Genomic DNA, 23520 nt, shown 5'->3' on the forward strand with positions numbered 1-23520 from the left:
GGCAGGGAAGACAGAATCAGCACTTACTGCGTAATCGCCAGCCGAGCCACTCATCCAGCGCCGCTTCCGGCAGCGGCCTTGAGTAGAAAAATCCCTGAGCCTGGTCGCAGCCGAACTCGGTCAGCGCTGTAACGGTTTCCGCATTCTCCACGCCTTCAGCCAGCACCATGTAATCAAGGTCCTTGAGCATCGCAATGATACTGCGGGCAATGACGCGCGATGCGGTGTCAGACGAAATTTCACTGATCAGCGAGCGGTCCAGCTTTATCACATCCAGCGGCATGCGCCGCAGATAACTGATATTACTGTAGCCGGTCCCGAAGTCATCCAGTGAAATACCAAATCCCCGTAGCTTCAGCATCTCAAGCCCCTGCATCGCGGTGGGGCTTTCCAGAATCCGTTCTGTTTCCAGACACTCAATGCCCAGCAGCGAAACCGGCAGCTTCGCTCTTAGCATCTGTTCTTCCAGTTCATCAGCAAAACCGTCACGGGAAAAATCGCTGCTGCTGACGTTAATGGTGATGGGCAGTTGAATATAGCTGTCGCGAAGACGGGAGAGACGGGCGATGGCGTGCTCTGTGACCCAGGCGGTCAGCTCGGTAAGCAGTTGGGTTTGCCCGGCAACGGGCAAAAACTGCGCAGGTGAAAGCTCGCCGCGCTGCGGATGCTGCCAGCGGATCAGCGCTTCAAGTCCTATCGGCTTACCGCTGTGAAGGCAGATTTTCGGCTGCCAGGCGAGCCATAACCCTTTATCCTGGCGTATTGCAGTGGCCAGGTCATGCATCAGGGTGAAATCCTGAGTATGGCGCGTATCAGTGGCTTCACTGAACGGCATTGAGGCAACGTCGCGGGTAATGGCTTCGTGCAGCGCGCTGACTGCCCGCCGCAGAATCTCCTGAGCAGGCATCTCACCCGTGTTGAAACTTGCCTCACCGGTATGGGTCGTCAGCGCAACCGACAGCCCATCACCCAGATCGGCGCTGATCCCGGCCAGCTTATTGGCCACCCAGTTGGCAGTGAGCCTGCTCTCCTGCCGTGTCAGCAGGGCAAAGCGTCCGGTTGCTACGGTGTAAAGCATTTCTCCCGGGGCAGGGCGCAGACGCAGCGGCAGCAGTGTTGCCACATCCTTAAGCAGACTTTCAACCGGCCCCATGCCCATTGAGCGCGCCAGTTCGTAAGCACGCGGCATATCGATACAGTCAATCAGCACCAGCCGCCGTGGCGTGGTGTCTCCGGAGGCGGCAAGGAACTGCAGATCGCGGATCAGACGCTGACGATTGGGCAGGCCGGTTACCGGGTCGGCAAAGCCAGCTGAGTACCAGGCGTCAAGAAAGGACATCACCAGCGCGGCCAGCATTTTCAGCATCGCCACCTGATCGTCACTGAAGCGATGAGGTGCCGTGTCGGTCACGCAGAGCGTACCCAGAATCAGACCGGTACTGCTTTTAAGCGGTACGCCAGCATAGAAACGGATAAAAGGCGCGCCTGTAATCAGCTTATGGGCAGCAAAACGGCTATCCAGCAGGGTATCGGGCACCACTACCGTACTGTCGCTGTCCACGGCGTGCCGGCAGAGCGAGTCCTGTCGCGTGGATTGAGTCAGTGTGAAATTGTGCGCCGCTTTGACGTGCTGCATCTCATCATCCAGAACGGAGATAAAGCTGCCGGGAATGCCAATGGCCTGGCTGGCCAGCCGGACGAACTGTCGCAACACATCGTCACGACTCTCGTCGTTACTGCGCAGCGCGTGCAGGGTTCGCGTACGGCAATCTTCGCCGCCGCTAAGGCTCATAAGCATGGGTTCCTCCGCACCGGCTGGTTACGGAGCGAAACTAAACAGAAAAATTGAAGAGAATAGCGTCATGACTACAGGCTATTTCTGTAAAAAGAAAGAGCCATGACGATTTATTTTTTATTACATTGCCTGCCAGGCCTGAGCAGAATAGCAAATCCTTTTTCTTTAACGAAATATTTTATGAATGACGATTCTATTATTTTGTCGTTAAAAACTTTTAATTTCTGGAATACCCTGCCAGGATAGTAAGCATAAACATAGTACGCTATATAATAACGCATTAAAGTAGATGGCATAACTTATTTTTGTTTAATTTTAACTACACCAATGACAACACCGGGGAAAACCTCATGAACTCACTCAGGCATTTCACTATTCGCCGCGTTGTGCTGTGGATAATGATCGTCTCACTGGGCGTGGTCGCGCTCGCAGGTGGCTACAGCACTCAGATTGTGCGGGATATTTATCGTCAGACCGATGGCTCAGCTGTTCTGACGCAGCAGCTGAGTTTTCTTATGCACAGCGCTCTTGTTATGCAGGGCGGAACAGCCGCAGACAAAAACGCCCTGTTCGCCTCAACGCCAGCCAGTGCTGACTGGGATAGCTTTCGCGCAGCGCTTACGACCTCACCCTCAGAGTATTCAACGGTTACCCGTGCGAAGCTGGATAGCGTGACGCAGCAGCTGGCGCAAAGTCAGGCCGCTCTCAGCGCTGACCGGCGCCAGCTCGGGCACGTACTGCTGGCGGCACTGCTAGCAGCCTTCGCGTTGCTGCTATTTTGCGACCGCTATCTGGTCGTCCATCTGGTGCGTCCGGTGGGTAAAATTCGCGGGCATTTAAAAATTATTGCCGGAGGTGACCTGACGCGCGAGCCGGAAGATCTGGGTCGCAACTGCGTCGGGCAGCTGGTGCCGCTGGTTAAAGAGATGCAGCACAGTCTGTTGCAGACGGTCAGCGCTATCCACGACAACGCAGCCATTCTTCATCGTGAGGCTGGCGACATCGCGGCGGGTAACGCCGATCTCTCCGACCGGACCTCCACTCAGGCCGCTGCGCTGGAGCAGACCGCCGCCAGCATGGAAGAGATCACGGTTACCGTGCGTCACAATGCACAGAATGCCCGCGAAGCGCGTGAACTGGCCGCCAGCACCACGGATACGACCCATCAGGGCGTGGAGCTGGTTCAGCGGGTGTCGGCAGCCATCACCAGCATCGCGCAGGGATCAGAGAAAATCCGGCAGTTCACTGCTACCATCAATGGCATCGCATTTCAGACCAATATTCTGGCGCTCAACGCCGCCGTAGAAGCCGCGCGTGCGGGCGAGCAGGGCCGCGGTTTCGCGGTGGTTGCCAGTGAGGTACGTTCACTGGCCCAGCGAAGTGCTGCGGCCTCCAGAGAGATCGAAGAGCTGATAGCCGATACCGTGGCACGCGTGGATGATGGCCGGCGGGCGGCAGAGAGTGCCGGAACGACTATGGAAGCCGTGCTGCGCGGTGTCGGCGGCGTCAATGAACTGATTGGACAGATTGCGCTGGCCTCGGATGAGCAGAGCAAAGGAATTGCCCAGGTCACCGTGGCAGTGGCTGAACTTGACCGCGTTACGCAGCAGAACGCGACGCTGGTCCAGCAGGTTTCGGCGACGGCAGGCAGCCTTAGCGGACAGACTGAAACGCTGGGCAGCGTCATTACCCGCTTCACCCTGCCACCGCAGGTTGTCGGGATAGTGAACTGACATTTGTATCGATTAGACACACGTGGCCGTGTGGATTCCGGTCAGGCATAGCCTGACCGGATATTTTATTCATCTGCAGATAACGGCTCTGTAAAGTAAAATAACGGTTAATAATTACGCTCTTTTATTTCTGAATGAAAAAAGTCATCTTTTTCAGGCGGTGATGAATCTTAATCATTACCTGATCATTATCACTATTCAGAAGGGCGACGGTTATTTTCATCGGCGCAATAATTATCCGGTTCACGAATTAAATATAATTACAGTTAATCTCTGTGGTTTTACCTGAGCTTTACGCTTTCCTGACGATTACGGATCGCTGCGCATTTAAAACTTAACTCAAATTTATGTGTTGGCCACAGCGGATTCGGTTGTCCGGCCATCTCACCGGGGCACCGTATGCGGAGCGTTTCATATGGGAAATCAGATTTTACAGCGGCCTGTTGCCGTCCAGCGTAATGTACGTGAGCTGCGCCTTGCGGCGGGTCTTTCGCAGGAGATTGCAGCCGAACGTTTCGACCTTAGCCAGCGCGTCTGGCAGACCAAAGAAGCATCCAAAAATCCTGCGCTGCTCAGCCAGGGCGAATATGAACTGCTGATGCTGCTGGCGGGAGAGCATCCGCACTACGTACTGGTTCCAAAGCTTAAAAAGTAAGGCGTTCTGCCGCTATTTTCCCTGAAGTTAACATATTTCAGGCCGATATAAAGAGCTAAGCGAAGCGCATTAATTCGCGCGTCTTATCTGCTCTGGCAGGATTGTCCTGGCATGGTCCGCTATTAACCGCCGAACCGTCACGACCGCACTGCCCGACATAACGTATTAACCGGCATCCCGCTGTCTGCGATGCCGGCTTTATCGGGCTCGTTGCGGCTGGTTTTTGCTGCAGAGTTCACTGACGGGCCTTTCTTCCGGCAGCGGGTCGGCAGCCAGTTCTGCGCGTCCTGTCTGATTGAACGTGTCCTCTTCATGCTGCGTCATGCCGGCCACAGCAGATAACATCAGAGGGGATTTACGCTGAAACGTCCAGTTTATCATGATGCCGAGGCGGCTCGCCTTGATGCACTTAAGCAGTATCATCTGATGGATTCACCGCCGACCGATGCGCTGGATCGCCTTACCACGCTTGCCGCGCGACTGTTCCGCGTACCGGTGGCGTTTGTATCGCTTATCGATGAAAAGCGACAGTTTTTCGCTTCCCGCTACGGTCTGAACATTTCCGGTACGTCGCGCAACGTCGCCTTCTGCCACCATACGTTGGCGCAGGGCGATATCCTCTGCGTGCCCGATACGCTGAAAGATCCCCGCTTCCGCGACAGTCCGCTGGTTCATGGCTACCCCTTTATCCGCTTTTATGCCGGGATCCCGCTCTCGACGCCGGATGGTCATCACATTGGCACCGTCTGCCTGACCGACAGTCATCCGCGCGAGCCGCTGACTGCAGAAGATCGGAAGCATCTGACCGATATTGCTGCACTGGTGATGGATCGCATGGAGATGCATCGTCTGGAGTTACTGCGCTACACCAGTCAGCAGCGTCTTCAGGCAATCTCATCCACCTCACCCGACGCCATTGTCTGTACCGACCTGCAACGCGGCATCACCTTCTGGAATCCGGCAGCCACTGCTCTCTTCGGCTACAGCGCAGAGGAGATGAGAGGTCAGTATGTCAGCGAGCTGATCCCGGCGCGCTGCCAGACTGACTACCGTAACGAGCTGGCCCGGATTACCTCAGACGAAGCGGCTATCTCTCACCCTCGTTCGCTGCAGATATGGGGTGTGACGCGCGATGGCCGTGAATTCCCGGCAGAAGTCTCATTTTCGGGCTGGCGTGAAGAGGGCGAGCGGCTGGTGGGCATGATCATCCGCGACGTCACGGCACGCTATGAAAGTGAGGCGCGGCTCTGTGAGCTGGCTTCTCTGGATATGCTGACGCGACTCGCCAGCCGTAGCGCGTTCATGGATCAGGTCGGGCAGCTGACCAAAGCGGGCGTTCCCTACACCTTACTGATGACCGATCTCGATGGTTTTAAAGAGGTGAACGATACGCTGGGACATGCAGCTGGCGATGCGCTGCTGTGTCACGTGGCCGAGCAGATTCGTGCGGTGTGTGCCGGTGCCGTAACGGCTGCGCGGCTGGGCGGCGATGAATTTGTGATCCTGCTGGCGGGCGGCAGCGCTGAGGCAGCGATTACGGCGGAAAAACTGATTGTGGCCGTACAGACGCCGTTCCGCTATCACGACTCGCCGGTTGTGGTCGGTGCCAGTACCGGCATCGCTTCCTACCCGGAACACGGTCGCGACCCCTCTGCGGTGATGTCCGCTGCTGATCTGGCACTCTACCGTGCTAAAGCTTCAGGCAAAGGCTGCAGTATCCTGTTTATGCCTGCGTTTCGTGAAGCGGAGCAGCAGCGTCGCCGTTTTGAACGCGAACTGGAAACGGCGGTGCGGCAGCAGCAGTTCACGCTTTACTATCAGCCCCGCTTCGACGTGGAAAGCGGAAAACTGACTGGCTGCGAGACGCTGGTACGCTGGCAGCACCCGACACGCGGATTGCTGTTGCCTGCCGACTTCATCGGCATGCTGGTTAAAAGCCCGCTTTCCGTAACGCTGGGCGAATGGATCATCCGCAGTGCTCTGGCACAGGTCCGGCAGTGGCAGGTGCGATCGCCTGAGCTTCGTGTCAGCATCAATCTGTTTCCGCGTCAGCTGACAGGGAACAGCCTGGAAACCGTTATACGCGAGAGTGCTGGCGGCGATGCGGGTTTTGTTGAGCTGGAAGTGGATGAGCCTCTGCTGGCTGTGCTGGTGCAGGATATGCCGGTTCAGGTTGAAGCGGTGCGCCGGACCGGTGCCTCATTCATCATCGATCATTACGGACGCACGCTGGGGGCGATTAATCTGCTGCGCCACAGCTTTGTAGCAGGTTTTAAAATCGACAAGTCGCTGACGCACGAGCTGAACTCCAGCATGCGGGTGCGAATGATGTACCGATCTATCACGGCACTCGGCAAAAGTCTGGGTATTCGGGTAGCTGCTGAAGGGGTTGAAGACAAAGAGCAGATCGCTTTTGTCACGTCAGCCGGATGTCACATTATGCAGGGCAATGGCCTGTGCCGGCCACTGACACCAGCGGACTTTGAAGCAATGCTGTGCGGCGAGGAGCATTCTGCGCCCGCTGTTGCCAGCGGTTACGATGTCACATCACCCTGAACACTCTGACCCTGGCAGCCGAAGAGAGGGGACGATCGACGCCCGTCAGTCTGGCTGTCCGGGTCGGTAATCCTGTTTCAGCAATCCGAAAATCCAGTCATCCTGCCATTGACCATCGAGGAAAAAATTCTGCCGCAGAGTGCCTTCCTGAATAAATCCGGCGGAGAGCAGCGTGCGGCATGAGGCGACATTGCCTGCCGTCACCGTTGCGGTCATTTTGCGGTAACCCTGTTGCTCAAAGCAGAAGGCGATAATGGCATGCAGCGACTCGCTGCCGTAGCCTTTGCCCTGTGCGTGGGCAGCCAGAATAAAACCAAATTCCGCAATGCCCTCTCCGCGATCGATAAACCCGCAGAAGCCAGCCGGCAGACCCGTCGCTTTTTCCTCAATGACCAGGCACAGCCAGTGTGTGCAGCCTTTGTCCCAGGCTGGCAGGCGCACGTCGAATGACCGGGTTCGGATCTCTTCAGCGCTGCGCGGATTGCTGATGTACTTCATCACCGATCTGTCCTGACTGACCGCAAGATAAAAAGGCCAGTCTTCCTGACTCAGTGGCCGATAGGTCAGGCGCGGCGAGGTGACTTTAACGGGCATTTCTGGCCGGACTTCAGCGGGCTTCACATCAGACATAGTGCCATTCCCTGCGGATAAAACGGTAAGGTGATGGCGCAAAAATAGCACAGAGCGGCAGACTGGCGGGACACGCGTTCGCGACTTTGCGAGGCGTTCCGCAATCCCGCGGCTATCGTACTCTTCCGCGGTATCGCCCGGCGAGTCGCGGGTCATATTGTCCTGCCAGAGCGGGGCGGACAGGCCATCTGCTCACATCATTGCTACGCTTTTAGCCAGATGGCTGACATTGTCCCTGATGAGAGTAATTTCCAATGGATCTGAAAACCTTTGAAACAGCCAGCTGGGCAGCACTGGCAGAGGCTGCCGCCGATCCGCAGGCCGGATTTCGTTATCTGACGCTCGCTACCGTGGATGCTGCACAACGGCCTCAGGCGCGCACGGTGGTACTGCGCGAGTGCCATGACGTCCGCCGGATGCTGACCTTTCATACCGATGTGCGTAGTCCGAAGTGGCTGGAGATGGCGGCGAACCCCCAGGTTACCGTGCTGGGATATTGCCATGAGCGTCGCCTGCAGCTCCGGCTGGTGGGACAGGCTGAATGTTATGCCGCGGGAAGTGCAGTTGCCCGTGACGCCTGGCGCACTTTACCGCAGCACACGCGCCAGACGTACATCGGCGGGCCGCCGGGAGAAGCACTGGCCCCCGCTCACGAGACACCGGACGCGACGGCAACAGAAGCGGGCGAATCGCGTTTTGGCGTAGTGATTGTGCAGGTCAGCGTGCTGGATGCGTATCAGCTTCAGCGCAATGAGAATCAGCGTGCGCTGTTTCACTATTCCGCCCATGGCGAACGACAGGAAAGCGGATGGATCAATCCCTGAGATGAGGCACGTCAGGCGTGCTCACTGCCCGATCCCTTCTCTTTGGCTCACCTGAAAACAGAGATTTCACTGCTATTCACCCTGAGATCCTCTTTTTATCTGCCGCATCGCTTATCCGATTTTAGCGCCATGTTATCTTCACATCGCGGCATATTTCTGCTTTTTTCTTTCCTTTGTCATTGTTTGTGCCAGGCTTTAACTAACCCAAAAGCAGTCACTTATGCTCAAGGCCAGGGAAAGTACAAATGATCGCTCTGTATCACAGGCAGGTTAATCATGAACAATCAACCTCCTGAAAAACCAGGGTCAGAGGGTAGCGAGCAGGTCTTAAGTCTGGCGGAGGAAACCGTTGAGGTCTCGAAACAGCGGGTCATCGACGGTCATGTCAGGGTTACCCGCCAGGTCACAGAACATCAGCAGCAAATTGCGCTGATGCTCCGACAGCAGACGGCGGATATTCAACGCATTTCTAAATCGGAGCGGCTGACTGAGATGCCGGCGATTCGTGAAGAAAATGGCGTCCTGATTATTCCGATTGTCGAAGAAGAGGTCGAGATCGTCCGTCATCTGGTACTGAAAGAGGAGTGGCACATTCGCAAAGTGGTCAGCGAGGTAGAGACAGAACAGATTGTTTCCCTGCGCCGACAGCAGGCTCATCTGACCCGAATACCTTATTCAGAGCCGTCCGAATCCATCACCGAGGAACACAACATGGCGCGTGAAACAATCGTAACAATGTTCAGCAATATCTCACTGGCAGAAGGTGCAAAGCGTAACCTGATCAAGGCCGGGTTCCTGGATGATGACATTGATATCATCTCCGGTGAACGGCTGCGTACTGAAGGTCATGAAGCCCGTCATCCTGGTTTCTGGCAGCGCCTGTTTGGCAACACGCTGGAAGAGGATCAGGCCGAAGTTTATGAAGATGCGATGCGTACCGGCGGTGTGGTGCTGTCGCTGCGGGCCGATGAGGATGAGTTGCCGCGCGCACTGGGCATTCTGGATGCACATGAAGAGCTGACTGAGCGCAGTGCCGCGCTACCTGATGACTATGCGCCCGATGATGGCCTGACAGCACCCGCCAGCGGCACGCTTCAGGAAAACGGTGCCATCGATCCGCTGCAAACCGATTCTGCCCATCGCGGCACGGCGCGTACTGCGCTGACCGGTGATGAGAGTGACGAAGATGTGCTGCGTCTGGCCGAAGAGCGACTGGAAGTGGGTAAACGACTGGTCAGCGAAGGCTCAACCCGCGTGCGCCGCTACACTGTCACGGATCGGGTGTCTGAAAATGTTTCTCTGCATGAGCAGCATGCTGAAATTTTCCGTCGTCCGGTGAACGAAACGGGCTCACCGGACCAGGTTGACTGGTCCGAGAAAACGGTTGAAGTGGAAGAGACGCATGAGCAGCCGGTGGTCAATAAGACTGCGCAGATCATCGAAGAAGTGGTGCTCCGCAAAGAGGCCAGCGATCGGGTCGAAACCATCAATGACTCGGTGCGTCGTCAGGAAGTGGATATTGACCATGCCCGTGCCGACCATCTCAATGCAGATCCGGTGACCGGTAATCCTGCCGCGACCGACCCGCTGCTGGAAAGTACGCGTCAGGCGCGCGCTGACCACGACAGCCGTCCGGTAACGCCAGGCAGCGAACCCGCGCATAAAGAGGGTTTCGTGGAAAAAGCCGGGGATAAAATTGCTGAAGCTAAAGATAAGGTCGAAGACAAGTTTAAAAAGCCGTAACGCTGACTTTCATCTTTCAGGCCTGAAAAAACCCGTCGCTGACGGGTTTTTTTTGCGTGCAGAGCACGTTTTGAATGAAATCTGCGGCGCGGGATCGCCTTTCGGTTTTTTCGCCCGGAATGGCACTTATCTGTGCCGACCTGCCAGCGTAACGTTCATAACTGGATCTGAACACATGTACGCCATTCTTATGCTCATGTACTTTGTTTCTGCTGAGCGCTGACTCAGCCATCATCTTAAGGTAAAACGACGAGCGATTTCCCGTGCAGAGCACGGTTTCGATAAGATGCGTAAAAATGGCTAGCCTCCGCCAGCGCGAACATCGCAATGTCTGTGGTTAATAACACTTTACTCATAAACTATTTCTGAAAACAAAACATCTTGTCCTTGAAGTCCCATATCGGGACCGCTATATTAGTCCCAGTATGGGACAACAAGGAATGTCAGTGCGAATTATATCGATCGCGTCTCTCAAACGATTCTGGGAAGCCCATAATCAGGCGGAACAGCCGTTGAAAGCATGGGTAGATGAAGTGAGTAAGGCTCAGTGGAAAACGCCGCAGGACATTAAGGACAAGTACAGAACGGCAGATTTTCTGAGCAACAATCGGGTGGTGTTTGATATTAAAGGCAATCATTGCCGTTTGATCGTTGCGGTGGCTTACAGGTTTCAGGCGGTCTACATAAAGTTTGTAGGAACGCATGCTGAATACGACAGGGTAAATGCAAATACGGTGGAAATGTGATGACTTATAAAATCAAACCGATTCACAGTGAAGCAGATTATCAAGCCGCCCTGGCCGCCGTATCTCCCCTGTTCGACAATGAGCCAGAACCGGGAAGTGAAGCCGGTGACTTTCTGGAGGTCATGATCCTGCTTATTGAAAAATATGAACAGGAACATTATCCGATTGAGGCACCTGACCCGGTGGAGGCGATTAAATTCCGCATGGAACAGATGGGGCTGACACCGAAAGACCTGGTGCCGGCAATTGGACGCCCGAACCGCGTCTATGAGGTACTGAATCATAAGCGTGCGCTGACGCTGCCCATGATTCGGAACCTGCATAAAATGTTCAATATTCCGCTCGCATCACTCATAGGCGCAGCTCAATCCGAAAGGATAAGCGTCCGGTAACTAAAGCCCGCCTTGTGTGGGCTTTTTTATGTGCTGTTCTTTTTACTGTCCTGAATCAGCCGCCCCCGCGTTGTGCAGACTAAAATCCCTGACTACCCTTGCTGGTGTTTCTGTCCCGTAATGGGCCGGATAGCCCGAAAGCCGGGTCAGCCTCTGCAATTTTCAGTCATTAACGGCAGCTGATCGTTAATCTGCCGTGCATCATCAAACAGGGACATCATGACAGAACAAGATAACGCCCATACTTATCGCGCTGATGAGCACATCGATCCTTATGTGTCGGTGCAGGGTGCAAGAACACATAATCTCAAAGATGTATCACTGCGGTTTCCCCGTAATGCCATGGTGGTGTTCACCGGGGTTTCAGGCTCCGGGAAATCCTCACTCGCCTTTGATACGCTTTATGCAGAAGCCCAGCGCCGGTTTATCGAGTCGGTTTCACCCCATGCCCGTCGCCTGATCGATCAGGCCGCTGCGCCGGATGTGGATAACATTGACGGACTGCCGCCTGCGGTAGCACTTCAGCAGAGCCGGGCTGGCGTGCAGGAGCGTTCAACGGTAGGCAGCCTGACCCGAATTTCCGTCACGCTGCGCCTGCTGTTTTCCCGTGCGGGCACAAGGCCTGACGGTGTGCCGTTTATGACCGCCGATTATTTCTCGCCTAACAATCCTGAAGGTGCCTGTCCGCATTGCCAGGGGCTGGGACGGGTTCATACCGTCAGAACCGAGGCGATGGTGCCGGACAGGTCACTGAGCATCCGGCAGGGTGCCATAGCTTCATGGCCGCGGGGCTGGCATAACAAAAATCTGCGCAGCATCCTTGAGACGCTCGGCTACGATGTCGATGCCCCCTGGGATACGCTTTCAGCCCGCGACCAGCAGTGGATACTGCTGACTGACGAGCAGCCATCAGTGCCGATTTTTATGGGTCTGAACGCTGAACAGCGTGAAAAAGCACTGGCGGCTGGCGAAGAACCCGCTTATACCGGCACCTACACCAGCGCCGCAAAAATCGTATTGCAGAGCTATTCCGGTGGCAGCGAGACGACGAAAAAACGGCTGGCGCGCTTTGTCACGGTCACGCCCTGTTCAGTGTGTCATGGCAAAAGGTTAAACCGGAACGCACTGTCCGTGACCTTTGCCGGTTATGACATTGCCAGTCTGAGTGAGCTGTCGGTTTCTGAACTTACTGAACGGCTGAGGCCTTATGCAGACGGTTCATCATCAGATCTGCCTGCCGAGGCGGCGCTGCGGGAAGCCGTCATCCGGATGGCGTCAGATATCTGCATGCGGCTTGAACAGCTTGAGACGCTGGGACTTGGGCATCTGGCACCGGGACGCCGCACCACGCTGCTCTCCTCCGGCGAGTTGCAGCGCGTACGTCTGGCTACCCAGCTGATATCGCGGCTGTTTGGCGTGCTTTACGTGCTGGATGAGCCTTCAGCTGGTCTGCATCCTGAGGATGTCAAAGCGCTGCTCGCATCCCTCAAGAATCTTGTGCGTGCAGGTAACTCGCTGGTGGTCGTCGAACATAACCTCGACCTCATCGCCGAGGCTGACTGGCTCATCGAAGTCGGTCCCGGCCCGGGAACGCATGGCGGTGAGATCGTCTATAACGGTGAACCGGCAGGCCTTAAAGACGTCAGTGCCTCACCGACATCAGGCTATCTCTTCTCCCGCAGCTATACCGGGCTGCGCCAGCGCAGGCCCGCGGAGAGCTGGCTCAGGCTTGAACAGGTCCATTGCAACAATATTACCGGCGTGGATATCGCCATCCCGCTGGCGAGAATGACGGCAGTTACCGGTGTTTCCGGCTCCGGCAAATCGACGCTGCTGAATCGCGTACTTCCGGAAATGCTCGGACGTTTTGACAAAACATCTGACAGTGAAGAGGGTGAAGAAGAGGACCTGGTGCCGGACGTTAAGGGTCAGGTTATCAGCGGAAATGACGCCATTGGCCGTCTGGTCAGAATCGATCAGCGTCCTATCGGGCGGACGCCACGCTCCAATCTGGCCACCTATACCGGCTTTTTCGATATCGTCCGCCGGCTGTTTGCAGAGACCCCCGAGGCGAAAGCCCGAGGTTTCAGCGCCAGCCGGTTTTCCTTCAATCTGCCCGCGGGTCGCTGTCCTGCGTGCGAAGGTCAGGGACAGATTTCGATTGAGCTGCTCTTTATGCCCAGCGCCACCGCAACCTGCTCGGTCTGTGCGGGAAGCCGTTACAACCCCGAAACGCTGGAGGTGAAGTGGAACGACCTGACCATAGCGGATGTGCTTGCTCTTACCGTAGACGATGCCACCAGGGTGTTTGACGGGTACGACGGGATCCAGCGTTCACTGTCGGCACTGCGATCTCTGGGGCTGGGATACCTGACGCTGGGTCAGCCCGCCACGGAACTCTCTGGCGGTGAGTGTCAGCGCGTCAAGCTCGCCTGGGAGCTGCAACGCGTCCAGCGCACAGCCACGCTCTATCTGCTTGATGAACCGTCAACCGGGTTGCACCCATCCGACATGGACAAACTGCTGATTGTGCTGAATGAACTGGTGACGCGCGGTCACACCGTCGTGATGGCGGAACATACAATGCGCATTGTGGCAGAGGCGGACTGGGTGATTGACCTGGGGCCCGGTTCGGGGCTGAAGGGCGGAAGGATTGTCTCGTCCGGTACGCCGGAAGCGGTCAGCACATCCGCAGAGAGTCTGACTGCGCCATGGCTTTCCGCACAGCTTGAAAAGAGGGCGGGCGATCCGGCGTAACAGGATTGCGGTGGATGACGACGCCGCTGAAACAGGCGCACGATAAGGGCTCAGGGGTAAACTCCTGAGCCCGTCAATAATGATAGCGGCATGAGGCGATTAATAAAGCGTCTTCACTGACTGCATAAACCAGCCGATGTTCTGCCGTAATTCTGCGTGACCAGAATCTTGCAAGATTATGCTTTAATGGCTCGGGTTTTCCCTTGCCTTCAAAGGGCGTCCTGCTGGCCTCTTTTAGCAACGCATTAATCTTTTTGACCGTTTTTTTATCGGTATCCTGCCAGTAGAGATAATCTTCCCAGGCTTCTTCGGACCAGGTCAGCTTCACTCAATAATATCCCTTTCAGTACCGTTACCGCTTTGCAGACTTTCGATGGAATCCATTAACCTGCGAGCATTCTTAGGTGACCGCAGCAGGTAGGCTGTCTCTTCCAGTGAGTTATATTCTTCAAGCGACATCAGCACGCAGGATTCACCGTTCTGGCGGGTGATTAGTACCGGCGCTTTATCTTCAACCGTCTGAACCATAGTGGCAGACAGATTTTGTCGGGCTTCGCTGTAACTGATTGCTCTCATAGAACCTCCACAGAGTAAGTAATACAAATCATTGTACAATGATAAGCTTTGACAGGGAAGCCTGGTGAAAAGACCGGAGATACCATCATCGACGTGTTTTCTTTTGAGAAACTGATGGTACGGTGTTTCTCGTAGAGAAACAGGCAGTCAGATATCCCATCAGCGCAGCGGCGTATTAACCTGCAACGCATCCAGCTCGCGCGCATCGTGACTGCAGAAAAAGGTGATTTCGCCGCCGCGCTGGCAGGAGAGCTCACGCAGTCGCTGCTGGTTGTGCCGTCTGGCTTCGTTATCCATGCCCATCATCCACTGGTAAAAGCGCAGTCCCGGCGTGCAGTGGCGCGTCGGCTGCCGCATTTCGCCGCGGTAGAACCAGGCGTCGCCGCCGTGCAGCAGCCAGCCATCGGGCTGCTGAATCGCAATGCCCGCGTGACCCGGCGTATGGCCCGCCAGCGGCACCAGCAGAATCTCCGGCGGTAAGTCACGCAGGCGATTAACCGCCTCAAAACCAAACCACGTTTCCCCCTGCGGCTGATAGGTTTCCCAGTTGCCGATCCCGCCCCATTGTCCGGGACGATAGCGCTCACGCGACAGCCAGCTATGACGCTGGTGGGCGGTATCGACCTCCTGCTGCAACAGATGGATGCGCGCCTGCGGAAAATCGGTCAGTCCGCCAGCATGATCAAAATCGAGATGGGTCAGAATAATATGCCGCACATCGTCAGCCCGAAAGCCCAGCGCCTTCACCTGTGACAAGGCGGTGAGATCGTCACGCCGCTGAATATTGTTTAAGGCGCGGAAAAAGCCCGAGAGGCGACTGCCGGGCGTATGGATATCCTGACGACCAAAGCCGGTATCAACCAGCACCAGCCCGTCGCGGTCTGTTTCAATCAGCAGGCAGTGACAGACCAGGTGCGCCTTCAGGCCTTTACTGAATCCATCATAGAACGCGCCGCCCAGCGGGCACATACAGCCACAGTTAAGGTGGTGAATTTTCATCGGGCCTCCATAGGGTCATCGGCAAAACTCTGAGAGACTACGGCCTGTCCGGCGCGCAGCACATCAGCCTGGCTATAGAGTGTAGAGCGGGTTGCAACAACAGGCGGAGCGATGAAGCGGATAACCGGGCAAAAAAAGCCGGTTATCCGCCAGAAAGCAGAGAATTAACTGTGGAACAGCGGGAAAGCACCGGTCAGCAGACCGCCCGCCATCAATACCAGACTGACCAGAATGCCCCACTTGATGGCAAAACGCTGGTGGTCGCCGATATCGACTTTCGCCAGGCCCACCAGCAGGTAGACTGACGGCACCAGCGGGCTCAGCAGGTGGAACGGCTGACCGACAATGGAAGCACGGGCAATCTCTTCTGCGGTAATGCCGTAGCTGGCCGCCGTCTGTGCGATAACCGGCAGGATGCCGAAGTAAAACGCATCATTCGACATAAAGAAGGTGAACGGCAGGCTGACCAGCGCGGTAAACACCGCCAGGTAAGGTCCGAAGCTGGTTGGGATCACGGCCAGCAGACTCTTCGCCATGGCATCCACCATGCCGGTGCCGGAGAGAATACCGGTGAAGATACCGGCGGCAAAAATCAGCGCGGTCACCGCCAGCACGTTACCGGCATGCGAGCTGATACGCGCTTTCTGCTCCTCCAGCGTGGGATAGTTGAGCATCACCGCAATGGCAAACGCCAGCATAAACAGGATCTGAATCGGCATTAAACCAATTACCAGCAGCACCAGCAGCACGGTGGTCAGGATAAAGTTAGGCCAGAACATCTTCGGACGGCGGTTGGCAGCGCACTCTTCGGCATCGCCCAGACCCAGCTCGATGTTGTCGAGATGATGATCTTTCATGGTCATCACGCCTAACCGTTTACGCTCACGCAGGCCAAACAGGACCGCCATCGCGACCAGACTGACGCAGGCGAGCAGCATCGCTGGCAGCATAGGAATAAAGATGTCGAGCGCATCAATGCGCAGTGCCGCAGCGGCACGTGCCGTCGGGCCACCCCAGGGAGAGAGGTTCATGATGCCGCTGGCGAGGTTGACCAGACAGGTCATCATCAGCACGTTCATGCCCAGCCGATGGTAGAGCGGCAGAAACGCGGCGATAGCAATCATGTAAGTGGTGGAGCTGTCACCATCCAGCGAAACCAGCAGCGTCAGCACCGCGGTGCCGACCAGTACTTTCAGGGGATCGCCACGCACCAGCCGGAGAATAAAGCGTACCAGCGGGTCAAACAGCCCGGCATCGATCATCAGACCAAAATAGAGAATGGAGAAGGTCAGCATCACACCGGTCGGAGCCAGCTTTTTGACGCCATCCAGCATCATGGCACCCAGTCCGGCATAAAATCCGCCAATCAGCGCAAATATGGTTGGTATCAGGATCAGCGCAATTAAGGCTGACATGCGTTTGGTCATGATCAGATACATGAAGCAAACAACCATGGAAAAACCCAGTATCGTCAGCAAAATAGCAGCCCTCACATTGGCGTAAAAGTAATGAAAAAGTTACATGAAGCCAGGAAAATTCAGGTAATTAGTTAGCGTGGTAACGATTAACCTGTTGTTTTATTTAACCCTGCACTGCAGGATGATAGTAAATAGTTGTCAGGATTTAGCATTTCTTTAACAAGGAAGGGTGATCGCGATCATCTTTAAACGAATCTTAAACGAGTTTGTGTGACTGAGATCAACAGGCACGAAAGTGTAACCCGGCATTTCGGACCACAGCAGGCCTCAGGCACAAAGAGATTGGGTAGCAGGACAAAAGGAGTAAGGGCTAAGCCAGGCGGCTTAGCCGGTGAAAGGTATTAGCTGCCGAGCAGCTGGATGATCATCTCAGGGGTTTTATTGGCCATCTTGCTGACGGCTGTCTGTCCCTGCTGGATAATCTGGCTACGCGCCAGCTGACTCGCTTCTTCAGCATAGTCTGCATCCTGAATACGGCTGCGAGCCGCAGAGGTATCCACACCCTGTTGTGACAGCACATTACGGTTTGACTCGTAACGATTTATCTTTGCGCCATAGAGCGACTGATAGCCGCTGATCTTCTCCAGCGCCTTATCCAGCGCCTTCATGGTGGTGGAGATGTCACCACTGGTCAGCAGAGTGGTGTTGTTCAGTCCCAGCGTTTTAGTATCTGACGGCGTAGCGGGGATGCTATCCGACTGTATCGGCTGACCATAGTCGGCGCTGGTGATCACTTCGAGAGGACGACTCTCATGTGGCGGCGTTGCAGGCACGCTCTTGGGCTCCGGCAGGTTTCCCCAGGTCAGACTACCGGTGAAGGAGCCGTTGCCCACCACCACCACGATCAAATCTTCGGTGACGGTGTCCAGCGTGATGCGCTCCAGCCGGGTACCGGTATTGGTGCCGTTGTTGAAATCGCCGCTGGCGACATCTTCATAGCGGTCGCCGTCGCCGCTGTAGGTGATGTTCATCCCGTTGTAGCTGCTGCTGTTACTGCCCGCCAGCGCCCAGCTCGGGCCGCCTTCCAGTAGCTGAGAGCTGTCATAAGTTGCGCCAGTAGCAAAACCGTTTTTACTGGTCAGCAGGCGCGAATCTGCGGTCGCTGCATCCGTAATGCCTTTGCTGGTCCAGGTGTAATCAGGTGCACTGCCGTCCAGCGGCGTACCGGCCAGATGCTTGCCGTCGCGGGTAAACAACTGGAGATCGTCATCCTGACCCAGTGAATCGATGGTAATGCTTATCGACGTTGAGCCTGCCGGGATATAGGCCAGCGGGATCACACCCGAGGTAAACGAGTAACTCTTGCCCGGCACCGGGAACTTAACGTTGATAGGGTCAACGTTACCCAGTTTCGCCGGCGGCAGATCGGGATTATCCGTTGCCAGCGGATAACGCCCGAAAATCTCGGTGTGATCCGCAACTTCGTTGATGCCGGCCAGAATTTGCTGATACGCACCGTTGACACTCTGCCGATCCGCGTCTGACAGCGTGCCGTTAGCGGCCTGCACCGACAGCGTACGCGCCTGTATCAGCAGATCGACGATGGTGCCCAGGCCGCCACTGGCGGTCTGGGAATAGCTGATGGCATCATTAAGGCCGCGTGCCACTACCGCATCGGCGTTGACATTGGCCGTCATACGATTGGCAATCGCCTGACCTGCCGCATCGTCTTTGGCACTGTTAATCCGCATCCCTGATGATAGCCGTTCAACCGTTCGTCCCAGAACGGAGTCAGTACCGTACCGCAATTTGTTCGTAATGGCGGCGGTTTCGTTATGGTTGATCGTTAACATGGTCGCTTCGAACAGGGAGAGGAGTCTCTGTTTTATCGGCAGGGTGATAAGCAGCTTTAATCTCTGCGGCGACAAAAACTGAGCAAAAACGGGGTCAGGAGGGCAACCGGCTGATGGGTAACCGCTTTTCAGATAAAATAAATTAACGGTTCAATCCGGTCTTGAGAAAAGCCTGCTGCGCAGAGACGCAGCAGGCGAGAGCAGATCAGTTAAACACCATGCCGCCGTCAATTAACAGCGACTGGCCGGTCATATAATCGGAGTCGGGGCTGGCGAGGTAAGCGACGCAGGCGGCTACATCTTCCGGCTCAGAAAGCCGTCCCAGCGTAATGCGTTTTGCAAACTCTTCGGTGCCGTAACCGGCGGGTTTTCCGGCGGCTTCAGAGATCTGCCGGTCGATCTCTTCCCACATCGGGGTTCTGACAATGCCCGGGCAGAAGGCGTTGACCGTGATACCGGCGGGTGCCAGATCGCGCGCGGCGGTCTGCGTCAGGCCGCGCACGGCAAACTTACTCGAGCTGTAAACCGCCAGCTCCGGATTGCCGACGTGACCCGCCTGCGAACAGGCGTTGATGATTTTGCCGCCGTGGCCTTCTGCAGCGAACGCTTTAATTGCGGCCTGCATGCCCCAGATGACCCCTTTGACATTAACGTTATAGACCTTGTCGACCACCTCTTCGGTGATCTCAGCAATCGGCGTGGAGGGAGCAATACCGGCGTTGTTGACGATGACGTCAAAACCGCCCAGCGTACGACGCGCCTCTTCTACGGCATCCATCACCTGATCGCGCTGTGAGACATCGACTTTCAGGGCAATCGCTTTGCCACCCTGCTGGTTAATCTTCTCCGCGACCTGGCGGGCGGTCTCCTGATTGAAATCGGCGACGGCCACTGCCAGTCCATCTTTTGCCAGACGCAGGGCGATCGCTTCACCAATGCCCTGGCCTGCGCCGGTTACCAATGCCACTCTGTTTTTCATCATGATCTCCTTATTACGAAATTAAAGAAGCTGGCTCAGATGCAGCTGACCCATCAGCAGCGGGTTGTCGGCGTAATCGACCGGCACAGCCACCACGGCAGGACCCTGAACATCCATCGCTTTACGCAGCGTCGGCTCCAGCTCTGCCGCGCTGGTCACCGCAAAGCCCGCAGCGCCAAACGCTTCGGCGTAGGCTTTGAAATCGACCGGGCCAAAATTGACACCGGAGACGCGGTGATATTTTTTCTCTTCCTGCATTGCCACCATGTTGTAGGCGTTATCGACCCAGACGATGTGCAGGATATTGGCTTTTAACCGGACGGCCGTTTCCAGCTCCATGCTGGACTGCAGGAAGCCACCATCCCCTGAAACCGATACCACTTTGCGCTGCGGATCGACCAGCCAGGCACCAATCGCCCACGGCAGCGCCACGCCCATGGTCTGCTGACCGTTGGAGATCATGATCTGGCGGGCACGGAAGCTGTAAAGATAACGGGCGATCCAGATGTGGAAGCTGCCCATATCGACGGTGAGGCTGACATCGCTGTTAATGATGTCCTGCATGGCGCGCACGATGCGCAGCGGATGCAGGGCAAACTGATTGAGGCTGGCACCCTGCATCGCCAGCAGTTTGCGCTGCTGCTGACGATCTTCAAGGATGCTGGCGGCTTCCGCTGTCAGCTGCAGCGGCGCGGTAATGTGTGCTGCCAGTTTTCGCACCGTGGCGGCGATATCGCCCACCAGCTCGGCGTCCGGCAGGTAGCGGTTGTCGGTCTCTGCCGGAATCACATCGATGTGAATCAGTGTGGCGTTACCGCTGTTCCACATCGCCGGTTCATATTCTACCGGGCTGTAACCGATGGTGATGATCAGGTCAGCCTGTTGCAGCAGCCGGTCGCCCGCCTGGTTGTTAAACAGCCCGACGCGTCCGGCGAAGCGTGAGAAGTGATCCTGTCTGATCGCGCCTGCCGCCTGATAGGTGCTGGTGACCGGAATATGACTGCGGCTCAGCAGATCGTGAATCGCTTCGCTGTTTTCCGGCTGGCTCGCCATTAATCCCAGCAGGATGACCGGATTTTTCGCCCCGGCTATCGCCTGGCTGACCGTGTCGATCATCGCGTCTGGCGCGGCACCCAGCACAGGACGGCCCTTGCTGCTCAGTGCCTTGCCGGTCACCGGCTGGTCGACAATATCCTGCGGCAGGCTGATAAAGGCGCCGCCGCCGCGACCATGCTCGGCGTGACGAAACGCATTCGACAGACATTCAGAGAGCGCTGAGGGATCGGTCACCTCAACCGCATATTTAGTGACCGGGCGAAACATGGACACGGTATCCATGCTCTGGTGAACCTGCTTGGCGCTGTCCGAGCGTTTCACCTGACCGCCGATGGCGACCACCGGATCGCCTTCGCTGGTGGCGGTGGCCATGCCGGTGATCAGGTTGGAGCAGCCCGGCCCGGACGTGACCAGTGCCACACCGGCATTGCCGGTCAGCCGGCCCACTGCGGCGGCCATAAAGGCGGCATTGGCTTCATGACGAACCGGGATAGTCTGGATTGAGGAATCCAGCAGGGAGTCAAAAACCTTGTCGATCTTTGCGCCAGGGATGCCAAAAACATGCTGAACGCCCTGCGCCTCAAGCTGTGCGACCACCAGGTCAGCGCCGCAGGTCCAGAGTGTGGTATCGGTTGGAGTTTTCATCGTCATTCCTCTGATTAGCTTTCTACCGCACGGATCGCGGCGTCAAGATTGGCGGGGTTCAGGTCGGCATTAAGAAAGTCACTGTCCTGCGGCAGATCCACGACCAGCTTGCTGATGGCACCAAAGGTCAGGGTGCCCTGTTCCAGCGCATAATCGAGAATGTGGCCGCCGCCTTCGCGGTCGTCGGTAATAAAGTGTTCGTGATAGCCCGCTACGTTAATGCCCTGCATATACTGCGGCGTGCGGAAGCCAATCAGCTCGCCCGCGCGCTGGCTGAAGGCAAAGGTCGGCTGATCGCCCAGCACTTCCGGCATGGAGCGGTAGGGACGGCACTGACACGGCACGGTGCGGGTGTCGACGCGGCTGAAACGACCGCTGATGCGCAGCGCGCAGAACTGGTTATCGGAGGTGATTTCGCTGTCGATCACCCGATGGATATCCTCGCGCGACATGGGCCGGTCAAACTCAAACAGGTGCTGCGGCCTGAAAAAGGTCATCACCGCAAACGGGGTTTTCTGTGCCGGATCGGCCGGATGCGCACTGCCATCTGAGTGCAGCTGATAGACCTTGCTGTCGAACGCAATCATCTCGCCATCCAGCCGGTTAAACGTGCCCAGGCCGAAATCCCCTTTGCGCAGCAGGTCGGCGATGCGCACGTTGCCGTCGTAGACGCCGCTCAGCAGCGCACTCATTAAAGAGGTCTGATAGATAACGCTTTCTGGTGCATTCTGGGAAAGCGTTAAGACAGTATGTTTTAGTTGATCCTCACAGGAACAATCAGTTACACAATTGCTCATTTCATGCCTCATCGATTAACCGTTAAGCCGTGTTAACCTAATGGTGAACCGATTCAATCGGTGGGTCCAATAGCGAAACCTGTTAACTTTGAGACGTTTTTGATATGGAACTGCGCCACCTGCGTTATTTTGTTGCCGTAGCCGAGACGCTTCACTTCACCCGGGCCGCTGAAATGCTGGGGATTTCTCAGCCGCCGCTGAGCCAGCAGATACTGCGGCTGGAGCAGGAGATTGGCACACCGCTGCTGAAGCGGCTGACGCGCGGCGTGGAACTTACTGAAGCGGGGGAAGCGTTTCTGGCCGATGCCCGGCAAATTGTCCAACTGGCCGATCAGGCACTGGAGAACGCGCGCGGGATTGCCCGCGGGATCAGTGGCCAGCTGTCGCTGGGGTTTGCCAGCTCGGTGGCGTTTAATCCGCGCATCTTCACCCTGATCCGTCAGTTTACGGAACGCTATCCGGCGATGGAGCTGCTGACGCGTGAAGAGAATATGTCGCTGCTGATGCAGGATCTGCAGGAGGGGTTGCTGGATGCTGCCTTTATCCGGCTGCCGTGCGAAAGCAGCAAAGCCTTTAATCTGCGCGTGATCTCCACCGAAAAGATGCTGATTGCGCTGCCGCGCTGCCATCCCCTCAGCGGCACGCCGACAGTCGCGTTGTCCGCGCTGGCGGATGAAACCCTGATAATTTTCCCGCGCGACGTTTCGCCAAGTCTCTATGAGCTGATTGTTACGGCCTGCCTGCGGGCCGGCTTTTCACGCCACACCTTCCAGCAGGCACCACAGATCACCACATCGCTGGGCATGGTGGCGGCAGGCTGCGGGATTGCGCTGGTGCCGGAGTCGCTGCGCTGCGTCGATAACCCGGAGGTCAGCTTCTGCGATATCGAAAACAACACCCTGTTTACTGATGTGGCGTTTGCCTGGCGTCGGCATCATCCATCAAAAGCGGTGCTGCATCTGCTGGCGCTGCTGGCCGAACCACCTGCGACGCCAGGCGAAGCGGGTTGATAAGCGCCAGCTATTGTACTGAAAACAATAACCAACTGGCGGCGGCGGGGCCGGGATGCCAATAATCGGTGCATGACTACATACCGCGTAAGAGTCGGGTATCACAACCCGTCAGCCCTGACATTCAGGCAACTGGATGAAATTCTGGAGCCGCAGCGATTCTGGAGAACAGATTCGGCGGGCGGCCAGTTCCGCTATTTCATGGAGTATGAGTACCAGTCTGACGTGCGCGACCTCTGTTCGGTCTGCTCGCTGGCCTACAGTCAGGCCTGCAAAGTCAGAAAGTGCCCACTGATTCTGGTCGAGGTGATGAACTGAACGTGTCCGGCGATCCCGCTGCTCTCAGCACGGGGTCG

At 56.4% G+C, this 23520-nt stretch carries 20 protein-coding genes; 10 read left to right on the forward strand and 10 right to left on the reverse strand.

Annotated features, from left to right (window positions below; genetic code table 11):
* Positions 1 to 16 precede the first annotated feature (16 nt).
* Positions 17 to 1798 (reverse strand): GGDEF and EAL domain-containing protein, encoded by a 1782-nt coding sequence (locus tag EGO56_RS21560; protein WP_135911061.1) that lies wholly within the window; start codon positions 1796 to 1798, stop codon positions 17 to 19.
* 347 nt (positions 1799 to 2145) lie between these two features.
* Here EGO56_RS21560 and EGO56_RS21565 point away from each other — a divergent pair, with 347 nt between their 5' ends.
* From EGO56_RS21565 to EGO56_RS21580, 3 genes are all read left to right on the forward strand, one after another.
* Positions 2146 to 3528 carry a methyl-accepting chemotaxis protein gene (locus EGO56_RS21565; protein ID WP_135911062.1) on the forward strand — a complete coding sequence of 461 codons (1383 nt, stop codon included), beginning with the start codon at positions 2146 to 2148 and terminating at the stop codon, positions 3526 to 3528.
* A 415-nt stretch (positions 3529 to 3943) separates the two neighbouring features.
* On the forward strand, positions 3944 to 4183 hold the full coding sequence (locus EGO56_RS21570; protein WP_135911063.1) for a transcriptional regulator: 240 nt from the start codon (positions 3944 to 3946) through the stop codon (positions 4181 to 4183).
* 426 nt (positions 4184 to 4609) lie between these two features.
* On the forward strand, positions 4610 to 6739 hold the full coding sequence (locus EGO56_RS21580) for a putative bifunctional diguanylate cyclase/phosphodiesterase (protein ID WP_135911065.1): 2130 nt from the start codon (positions 4610 to 4612) through the stop codon (positions 6737 to 6739).
* 45 nt (positions 6740 to 6784) lie between these two features.
* Here the strand turns inward: EGO56_RS21580 and EGO56_RS21585 are convergent, their stop codons facing one another.
* Positions 6785 to 7369 carry a GNAT family N-acetyltransferase gene (locus EGO56_RS21585; RefSeq protein ID WP_135911066.1) on the reverse strand — a complete coding sequence of 195 codons (585 nt, stop codon included), beginning with the start codon at positions 7367 to 7369 and terminating at the stop codon, positions 6785 to 6787.
* A 254-nt stretch (positions 7370 to 7623) separates the two neighbouring features.
* Here EGO56_RS21585 and EGO56_RS21590 point away from each other — a divergent pair, with 254 nt between their 5' ends.
* The 5 genes from EGO56_RS21590 to EGO56_RS21615 all read left to right on the forward strand — a co-directional run bounded on the left by EGO56_RS21590 (position 7624) and on the right by EGO56_RS21615 (position 13831).
* Positions 7624 to 8193, forward strand: a complete 570-nt coding sequence (locus EGO56_RS21590) for a pyridoxamine 5'-phosphate oxidase family protein (RefSeq protein ID WP_135911067.1) — start codon at positions 7624 to 7626, stop codon at positions 8191 to 8193.
* A 276-nt stretch (positions 8194 to 8469) separates the two neighbouring features.
* A complete protein-coding gene (locus EGO56_RS21595; protein ID WP_135911068.1) occupies positions 8470 to 9936 on the forward strand; it encodes a YsnF/AvaK domain-containing protein in 1467 nt (488 codons plus the stop codon).
* Between the two features lie 446 nt (positions 9937 to 10382).
* Positions 10383 to 10682, forward strand: coding sequence for a type II toxin-antitoxin system HigB family toxin (locus EGO56_RS21605; RefSeq protein WP_135911070.1), 300 nt, complete (start codon positions 10383 to 10385; stop codon positions 10680 to 10682).
* Positions 10682 to 11074 (forward strand): helix-turn-helix domain-containing protein, encoded by a 393-nt coding sequence (locus EGO56_RS21610; protein ID WP_135911071.1) that lies wholly within the window; start codon positions 10682 to 10684, stop codon positions 11072 to 11074. The genes EGO56_RS21605 and EGO56_RS21610 overlap by 1 nt, the downstream gene beginning before the upstream one ends.
* 219 nt (positions 11075 to 11293) lie before the next feature.
* Positions 11294 to 13831: an excinuclease ABC subunit UvrA gene (locus EGO56_RS21615; RefSeq protein ID WP_135911072.1), complete on the forward strand. Its 2538-nt coding sequence runs from the start codon at positions 11294 to 11296 to the stop codon at positions 13829 to 13831.
* A gap of 73 nt (positions 13832 to 13904) precedes the next feature.
* Here the strand turns inward: EGO56_RS21615 and EGO56_RS21620 are convergent, their stop codons facing one another.
* The 8 genes from EGO56_RS21620 to budA all read right to left on the reverse strand — a co-directional run bounded on the left by EGO56_RS21620 (position 13905) and on the right by budA (position 22154).
* Entirely contained in the window at positions 13905 to 14159 is a 255-nt protein-coding gene (locus tag EGO56_RS21620; protein WP_135911073.1) for a Txe/YoeB family addiction module toxin, read from the reverse strand.
* Complete coding sequence (gene yefM, locus EGO56_RS21625) at positions 14156 to 14407, reverse strand: YoeB-YefM toxin-antitoxin system antitoxin YefM (RefSeq protein WP_135911074.1); 252 nt, start codon at positions 14405 to 14407, stop codon at positions 14156 to 14158. Before yefM ends, EGO56_RS21620 begins: the two co-directional genes overlap by 4 nt.
* A gap of 159 nt (positions 14408 to 14566) precedes the next feature.
* On the reverse strand, positions 14567 to 15406 hold the full coding sequence (locus tag EGO56_RS21630) for an MBL fold metallo-hydrolase (protein WP_135911075.1): 840 nt from the start codon (positions 15404 to 15406) through the stop codon (positions 14567 to 14569).
* Positions 15407 to 15570: 164 nt separating this feature from the next.
* Positions 15571 to 16884 carry a CitMHS family transporter gene (locus EGO56_RS21635; protein ID WP_033785223.1) on the reverse strand — a complete coding sequence of 438 codons (1314 nt, stop codon included), beginning with the start codon at positions 16882 to 16884 and terminating at the stop codon, positions 15571 to 15573.
* A 341-nt stretch (positions 16885 to 17225) separates the two neighbouring features.
* The gene (locus tag EGO56_RS21640; protein ID WP_135911076.1) at positions 17226 to 18677 is read right to left on the reverse strand and encodes a flagellin N-terminal helical domain-containing protein; all 1452 of its coding nucleotides are present in this window, start codon (positions 18675 to 18677) and stop codon (positions 17226 to 17228) included.
* 205 nt (positions 18678 to 18882) lie between these two features.
* Positions 18883 to 19656 carry a (S)-acetoin forming diacetyl reductase gene (locus EGO56_RS22415; RefSeq protein WP_185948896.1) on the reverse strand — a complete coding sequence of 258 codons (774 nt, stop codon included), beginning with the start codon at positions 19654 to 19656 and terminating at the stop codon, positions 18883 to 18885.
* Between the two features lie 21 nt (positions 19657 to 19677).
* Positions 19678 to 21357, reverse strand: coding sequence for an acetolactate synthase AlsS (gene alsS / locus EGO56_RS21645; protein ID WP_185948895.1), 1680 nt, complete (start codon positions 21355 to 21357; stop codon positions 19678 to 19680).
* A 14-nt stretch (positions 21358 to 21371) separates the two neighbouring features.
* The gene (gene budA / locus EGO56_RS21650) at positions 21372 to 22154 is read right to left on the reverse strand and encodes an acetolactate decarboxylase (RefSeq protein WP_135911077.1); all 783 of its coding nucleotides are present in this window, start codon (positions 22152 to 22154) and stop codon (positions 21372 to 21374) included.
* A gap of 104 nt (positions 22155 to 22258) precedes the next feature.
* On the opposite strand from budA, the gene EGO56_RS21655 reads away from it, so the two are divergent.
* Complete coding sequence (locus EGO56_RS21655; RefSeq protein WP_135911078.1) at positions 22259 to 23164, forward strand: LysR family transcriptional regulator; 906 nt, start codon at positions 22259 to 22261, stop codon at positions 23162 to 23164.
* Positions 23165 to 23236: 72 nt separating this feature from the next.
* Complete coding sequence (locus EGO56_RS21660) at positions 23237 to 23482, forward strand: hypothetical protein (protein WP_013356609.1); 246 nt, start codon at positions 23237 to 23239, stop codon at positions 23480 to 23482.
* Positions 23483 to 23520: the final 38 nt, after the last annotated feature.

This window comes from Pantoea vagans (assembly GCF_004792415.1).
Taxonomy (GTDB): domain Bacteria; phylum Pseudomonadota; class Gammaproteobacteria; order Enterobacterales; family Enterobacteriaceae; genus Pantoea; species Pantoea vagans.

Excerpts from the sequence above, each read along its gene's own strand:
- EGO56_RS21560 (WP_135911061.1), bottom strand. The coding sequence starts at position 1,798 with ATGCTTATGAGCCTTAGCGGCGGCGAAGATTGCCGTACGCGAACCCTG.
- EGO56_RS21565 (WP_135911062.1), top strand. The coding sequence starts at position 2,146 with ATGAACTCACTCAGGCATTTCACTATTCGCCGCGTTGTGCTGTGGATA.
- EGO56_RS21570 (WP_135911063.1), top strand. The coding sequence starts at position 3,944 with ATGGGAAATCAGATTTTACAGCGGCCTGTTGCCGTCCAGCGTAATGTA.
- EGO56_RS21580 (WP_135911065.1), top strand. The coding sequence starts at position 4,610 with ATGGATTCACCGCCGACCGATGCGCTGGATCGCCTTACCACGCTTGCC.
- EGO56_RS21585 (WP_135911066.1), bottom strand. The coding sequence starts at position 7,369 with ATGTCTGATGTGAAGCCCGCTGAAGTCCGGCCAGAAATGCCCGTTAAA.
- EGO56_RS21590 (WP_135911067.1), top strand. The coding sequence starts at position 7,624 with ATGGATCTGAAAACCTTTGAAACAGCCAGCTGGGCAGCACTGGCAGAG.
- EGO56_RS21595 (WP_135911068.1), top strand. The coding sequence starts at position 8,470 with ATGAACAATCAACCTCCTGAAAAACCAGGGTCAGAGGGTAGCGAGCAG.
- EGO56_RS21610 (WP_135911071.1), top strand. The coding sequence starts at position 10,682 with ATGACTTATAAAATCAAACCGATTCACAGTGAAGCAGATTATCAAGCC.
- EGO56_RS21615 (WP_135911072.1), top strand. The coding sequence starts at position 11,294 with ATGACAGAACAAGATAACGCCCATACTTATCGCGCTGATGAGCACATC.
- yefM (WP_135911074.1), bottom strand. The coding sequence starts at position 14,407 with ATGAGAGCAATCAGTTACAGCGAAGCCCGACAAAATCTGTCTGCCACT.
- EGO56_RS21630 (WP_135911075.1), bottom strand. The coding sequence starts at position 15,406 with ATGAAAATTCACCACCTTAACTGTGGCTGTATGTGCCCGCTGGGCGGC.
- EGO56_RS21640 (WP_135911076.1), bottom strand. The coding sequence starts at position 18,677 with ATGTTAACGATCAACCATAACGAAACCGCCGCCATTACGAACAAATTG.
- EGO56_RS22415 (WP_185948896.1), bottom strand. The coding sequence starts at position 19,656 with ATGAAAAACAGAGTGGCATTGGTAACCGGCGCAGGCCAGGGCATTGGT.
- alsS (WP_185948895.1), bottom strand. The coding sequence starts at position 21,357 with ATGAAAACTCCAACCGATACCACACTCTGGACCTGCGGCGCTGACCTG.
- budA (WP_135911077.1), bottom strand. The coding sequence starts at position 22,154 with ATGAGCAATTGTGTAACTGATTGTTCCTGTGAGGATCAACTAAAACAT.
- EGO56_RS21655 (WP_135911078.1), top strand. The coding sequence starts at position 22,259 with ATGGAACTGCGCCACCTGCGTTATTTTGTTGCCGTAGCCGAGACGCTT.
- EGO56_RS21660 (WP_013356609.1), top strand. The coding sequence starts at position 23,237 with ATGACTACATACCGCGTAAGAGTCGGGTATCACAACCCGTCAGCCCTG.